1 pseudogene is annotated in these 337 nt (G+C 63.5%); it reads right to left on the bottom strand.

Annotation, left to right across the window (positions count from 1 at the left end):
- Positions 1-337, bottom strand: a pseudogene (locus HMPREF2883_RS15585) (lipopolysaccharide biosynthesis protein); the annotation flags it as partial.

The following is a 337-nucleotide window of genomic DNA, read 5'->3' as shown; positions in this document are numbered from 1 at the left end:
GGTACGAGAGCCACCCCGAGGATCACGTTAACCACCGCCCCCATCGCCGTGGAGGCCATGAGAACGCCGCTGTTCTTCAAGGCCTGGTAGAAGCTCTCGAAGAAGATGGTCATGACCCCGAAAGATGCGACCAGCATGAGCAGGGGGACGTAGCGCCACCCCTCGGCGAACTCGGCCTGGAGCATCACCCTGGAGATCGGCCGGTTCAGGGCAATGACCAGACCCGCGGCCGTCAGGGTGGCCAGCGAGTATCCCCGCAGAACAGAACCGAAGAATGCGCCTCGGTCGGGCGAGTCGATCTCACGGGCGGTGGAGTACTGCCAGGCCTGCTGAAACA

The organism is Actinomyces sp. HMSC075C01 (assembly GCF_001812965.1).
In the GTDB taxonomy this organism is placed as follows: domain Bacteria; phylum Actinomycetota; class Actinomycetes; order Actinomycetales; family Actinomycetaceae; genus Actinomyces; species Actinomyces acetigenes.
The sequence above is the reverse complement of the archived record's forward strand: the minus strand, read 5'-3'. Positions and strand labels throughout refer to the sequence as shown.